We start from the raw sequence: 4,769 nt of genomic DNA on the forward strand, positions 1-4,769 counted from the left end.
ATCAAAAATAAATAAAGAGAGGGGAATATGAAATCAAAGGTATCACTTATAGCATGTCCGGAATATGAAGAAGAAAAAGTCATTTCATCTGTAAGGGAAGCAGTCGGCTTATTGGGCGGCTTTGAAAAATTCATCTCAGGCGGCAATAGAGTACTAATTAAACCAAATCTTCTTTCCGGCAAACCACCTGAAAAAGCAGTAACAACGCATCCTACGGTTTTATCTGCTGTAATAGATTTGGTAAGAGAGGCAGGAGGAATTCCTGTTGTGGGAGACAGCCCTGCCACGGAAGGAAAAGGAAGTCTGGAGAAGTTCAAAAAAGTATGTGAGATTACAGGCATACTCGATGTTGTTGAAAAGAAGGAGGTTGAGCTTGTTCATTTCAGTTCTTCAAAAATGGATATAGAAAATCCTGATGGCAAAGTTTTCAAGAAATTTACCGTTACGGAGGAATTGAAAAAATGTGATGTCCACATAAATCTATGCAAGTTAAAGACTCATGGGTTGACGCTTTTAACAGGCGCCGTAAAAAACAATTTTGGTTGTGTTCCCGGGCTTTTGAAGGGACAACTCCATATGCGCGCTCCTCATAGGCCTGAATTCTCTCAGATGCTTGTTGACCTTTATAAGACCATTCGTCCTGCGCTTTCCATTATGGACGCTGTGGTGGGGATGGATGGGAATGGACCTGGAAGCGGGAATCCCCGTAAAGTCGGCGCTATAATAGCAAGTACGGATGCCGTTGCGCTTGATTCCGTTGCCTGCCAGATAATAAAGAAAAACCCTTATGCACTTACAACATGCAAACTCGCAGAAGAGCAGGGAGTAGGGGTAGCAAATCCTGAGAATATTGAAATTCTCGGCGATGATATCAGTAAGTTTTATGTGGATGATTATGAAGTACTTGTCGATGATGTTTCAGACAAGCCATTGATGAGGTTTATTATAGGACTTATGAGGGAAAGGACAACAGCCAAACCAGTTGTTGACAAAAAGAAGTGTACGGGTTGTAAAACATGTTATGCGGCTTGTGTGCCCGGGGCGATTACTATGGTTGATGGTTATCCTGTGATGGACTACAATAAATGCATTAAATGCTATTGCTGTCATGAGGTTTGTCCTGAAGGCGCAATCAATCTTAAAAAGGGTCTTCTATATAGGCTTTTAGCTCGGTAAAGTGAGAGAAGAATTGCATTCCAAAGAGAGCAAAATATATCTTGTCCTTATTCTTCTTATCTTCATTTTTCATTTTGTTTGCGCTGCGGGTTTCTATTCGAATGTAGATATTGATTCAGGATTCCCCGTGATGAATGATGATTATTCGATTCATTTCGGACATATAGACCCTGTCATCAAATTTTTCAAGGACAGTGGACATCTATGGGGATATGACCCTTTCTATATGGCTGGCTTGCCGAAATCGACGGTTTTCGACGCTGATGCAAAATCACCTGAAATAATTGGAGTTATATTCTCCTATTTCAATACTGCAACTGTTTACAACATTTATATCTTTCTAAATTATATCCTTGCTCCTCTGCTTTTCCTGTGGGCGCTTTACAACTTTGGATTGAGAAGATGGGCGCTTGCATTTGGATTTGCCTCAGGCACAGCATACTGGTGGGCCTATCCTGCATTTAGATTCAATCTTGCAGGGCAATTTGCTTTTATTTTCGTATCACATATTACATTGCTGATTTTTTCGCTTTTTTATAGGTATGTTGAATCTGGTCGATTTCGTTTTATCGTACTTTGTGCTTTAATTGGGGCATGCGCCCTTTCAGTGCATATTCTTGCACCAATCAACATTGCCGTCGGCTCTCTGATTCTTTATGGTATTGCCTTTAAGAAGATGAATTCAAAACAACATTTGGGGCTTTTTGTCTGCCTTGCATTTATTCTCCTTGCAAACAGCCCTTGGATTATTCCTTTCATCAGATTTTACGGTATGAATAATTTGGCTGATATAGATTGGTTTTTTGGCAATCCAGACCCTTTTTACTTTTTGAAAGCTTATTTCCCGGGCGGAGGAATTTACAGATATCTTCGTCTTGCAATTTTGCTGTGTGCAGTCGGAGGATTTATAAGATGGAAAAAAGAGAAGAATATCCTTTTTTATCCTGTCCTTGGAAATTCGGTGATACTCTTTATATATTCCTATTTCGGAGCATATTCCACATTGACATTTCTTCAAAATCCGTGGCGCTATGAGTTCGAACTCAATCTCTTTCTTCTTGTCCCTGCAACGGTTTATCTAAGCTCAATCATTGAAGAAGTTGCTTTTAAGAAAAAGATTTTACCTCTTGCTCTTGCACTATTTCTTATCATCTGCCTTTTCCCTTTAAATGCTTTAAAATCAGCCAAGCGGCTTATCCCACGTTATAGAGGCGAAAGAGTTGTAAGATATGATAGGTTGAATCCAGTTAAGAATGGGAAGGTTGAGTATTCCTTTGAAGAACTTCCGCATTCATCTCTCCCTCCAACAGGATATGAGTTTATAGAATGGATTAAGAATAATACCTCTTCCGAGGGGAGAATAATGCTTGAAGATTCCTGCTGGCAGTCACGCCATGCTTATTGGGGTTCACATCTTCCTGCTATGCTTCCCACTCTGACGGGAAGAGAATATATCGGCGGACCCATACCTCAATATTTTATGATACATCACTATGCAAGTTTTCAGGACGGCTTTTTTTGCGGCAAGTATCTCGAGGATTACAAAAAGGAAGAATTCCTTGAGAAGATTGACCTTTACAATATCAAATGGATTGTTGCATTCACCCCTTATTCGAGAAACTTTCTCGCTAAGTTTGATGATTCGATTCACCTGATTGATAGGATTGACAAATTTTATCTTTATGAAGTTGTCCGAAGCCCGAACTTTTTCCTCAAAGGCAGCGGCAAAGTAAGGGCAACATATAATCATATCTATCTGTCCGAATTGACAGAGGGAGAAGACATCGTAATAAAATATCACTGGATAAAAACCCTTAAAACCTCTCCGCCGAGAAAGTTGATTGAATTCAGGGTCAAAGACGATCCTGTCCCATTTATAAAAATCGAGAATGTTCCTTCAGAAATCGAGATTTATAATGCATATTAGTCAGAAGGAATATAGCATTATTATTGCAGTTTTTGGGAAATGTGTTTCACTATGATAATTTAATGATATCTAAAGATTCATATAGGAAGGATGCTTATGAATATTTTTGAAGAAGCAAGCAAACGTCTTGAAAAAGCTCTTCAACATATTGAAGTAAGCGATGATGTATTTGAAAAATTGAGGCATCCGAAAGCATCTCTGGAAGTTTCGATTCCTGTGCGTATGGATAATGGCGAATTGAGAACCTTTGGTGGTTTTAGGGTTATTTATGATGATACGAGAGGTCCTGCAAAGGGTGGAATCCGCTATCATCCTTCTGCTTCGCTTGATGAAGTGAAAGCCCTTGCCTTTTGGATGACATTCAAGTGTGCCGCGGCAAACATTCCCTTTGGAGGAGCAAAGGGTGGTGTTGTCGTTGACCCAAAAAAACTTTCTAAAGCAGAACTTGAACGACTGAGCCGCGGCTACATCGATGCTATTGCCGACTTCATAGGTCCTGACAGGGATATTCCAGCTCCTGATGTTTATACAAATGCAATGATTATGGGATGGATGGCAGACCAGTATAATATAATAAAGCGTGCCAAGGTGCCGGCTGTGATTACAGGAAAACCCCTTGAGCTTGGAGGTAGTTTGGGAAGAGAAGAAGCGACTGGAAGAGGCGCCTATTACATAATACGGGAAATGATCAAAAATGAAGGCAAGTCGCCTTCAGATGTAAAAATAGCAGTGCAGGGCTTTGGCAATGCCGGCTATAATGTGGCGGATTTGTTGTATAATGATGGATTCAAGATAGTTGCTATAAGCGATTCGCAGGGAGGAATTTATTCCGAAGATGGTCTTGTTCCAAAGGATATAAAGAGGTTCAAGAATGAAACAAAAAAACTCGAAGCAGTTTATTGTGAAGAGTCAGTTTGCCGCATACAGGAACACGAGAATATAACAAATACCGATTTGCTTGAACTTGATGTCGATGTGCTAATTCCTGCTGCGCTTGAAAATCAGATTACCTCAACTAACGCTTCTCGTATAAAGGCAAAGACAATAGTGGAGGTAGCAAACGGCCCTGTAACAAACGAAGCTGATGAGATTTTAAAGGAAAAGGGCATTCCTGTTGTGCCTGACATTATTGCCAATTCAGGAGGTGTGATTGTAAGCTACTTTGAATGGGTGCAAAACCGAAACGGCTATTATTGGACTTTGGATAAGGTAAACGCTATGCTCGAAAAGATGATAACCTCCGAATATAAGAAAATAGTAGATATTGCCTCATCGAAAAAGATAAACCTCCGCACAGCCGCCTATGTCCACGCTCTTTCGAGAATCGCCGGCGCCATCGAAGCCAAAGGCACTAGGGATTTCTTTAAGAAATAAGAGGATGAAATTTTGTTTTATTGTTTCTTACCTCTAAATTTTATATCGGAGTATTGCTGTCCAAGATAAATTAGGATCAAAAATCTACCCCTTATAAAACAATCATTTTAGACAGATTTTTCGCGATTTCAAAATCATCTCCTACTTTTTTTAAAATTCATTCTGCTCTCCAATCAAGTAAACTTTAAAGAAAGTTGTTCTACATTTTCCACAATGGGCGGTGGTTGGTAAGGATACTTTTTTAGATCTTTTAAAAAAATGAATTCTATTCTGTTATGATAATGGATTACTA

Annotated in this window: 3 protein-coding genes; all 3 read left to right on the forward strand. The window is 39.6% G+C overall.

The genetic code is table 11. The annotated features are described in order from the left end of the window. Nucleotides 1–27 precede the first annotated feature (27 nt). The 3 genes from D6734_08695 (at nucleotide 28) to D6734_08705 (ending at nucleotide 4,477) form a co-directional block, all read left to right on the forward strand. Entirely contained in the window at nucleotides 28–1,176 is a 1,149-nt protein-coding gene (locus D6734_08695; GenBank protein RMF94035.1) for a DUF362 domain-containing protein, read from the forward strand. A gap of 1 nt (nucleotide 1,177) precedes the next feature. Continuing rightward, nucleotides 1,178–3,103 carry a hypothetical protein gene (locus D6734_08700; GenBank protein RMF94036.1) on the forward strand — a complete coding sequence of 642 codons (1,926 nt, stop codon included), beginning with the start codon at nucleotides 1,178–1,180 and terminating at the stop codon, nucleotides 3,101–3,103. Nucleotides 3,104–3,193: 90 nt separating this feature from the next. Next, a complete protein-coding gene (locus tag D6734_08705; GenBank protein RMF94037.1) occupies nucleotides 3,194–4,477 on the forward strand; it encodes a Glu/Leu/Phe/Val dehydrogenase in 1,284 nt (427 codons plus the stop codon). The last annotated feature ends 292 nt before the right edge of the window (nucleotides 4,478–4,769 follow it).

The organism is Candidatus Schekmanbacteria bacterium, assembly GCA_003695725.1.
Taxonomy (GTDB): domain Bacteria; phylum Schekmanbacteria; class GWA2-38-11; order GWA2-38-11; family J061; genus J061.